Genomic DNA, 304 nt, shown 5'->3' with positions numbered 1-304 from the left:
CGCTCAGGGTAAGTCGGGACCTAAGGCGAGGCCGATAGGCGTAGTCGAAGGACAACAGGTCGAAATTCCTGTACCACCGTAATCCGCTATGAGCGATGGGGTGACGCAGTAGGGTAGTGACGCGGACGGATGGATGTCCGTCTAAGCAGTGAGGCTGATGTGTAGGCAAATCCGCACATCGTGAAGGCTGGGCTGTGATGGGGAGCGAAAATTACAGTAGCGAAGGTCATGATCTCAGACTGCCAAGAAAAGCCTCTAGCCAGGAGAAGGTGCCCGTACCGCAAACCGACACAGGTAGGCGAGA

The 304-nt window shown here is 55.9% G+C and carries 1 rRNA gene; it reads left to right on the top strand.

Features of this window, described 5'->3' with window-relative positions:
* A 23S ribosomal RNA gene (locus ACN6NF_RS25860) occupies nucleotides 1-304 on the top strand; the annotation flags it as partial.

The organism is Paenibacillus sp. TSM33, from assembly GCF_056099025.1.
Note: the sequence above shows the minus strand (reverse complement) of the source record. Positions and strands in the feature narration are given on the sequence as shown.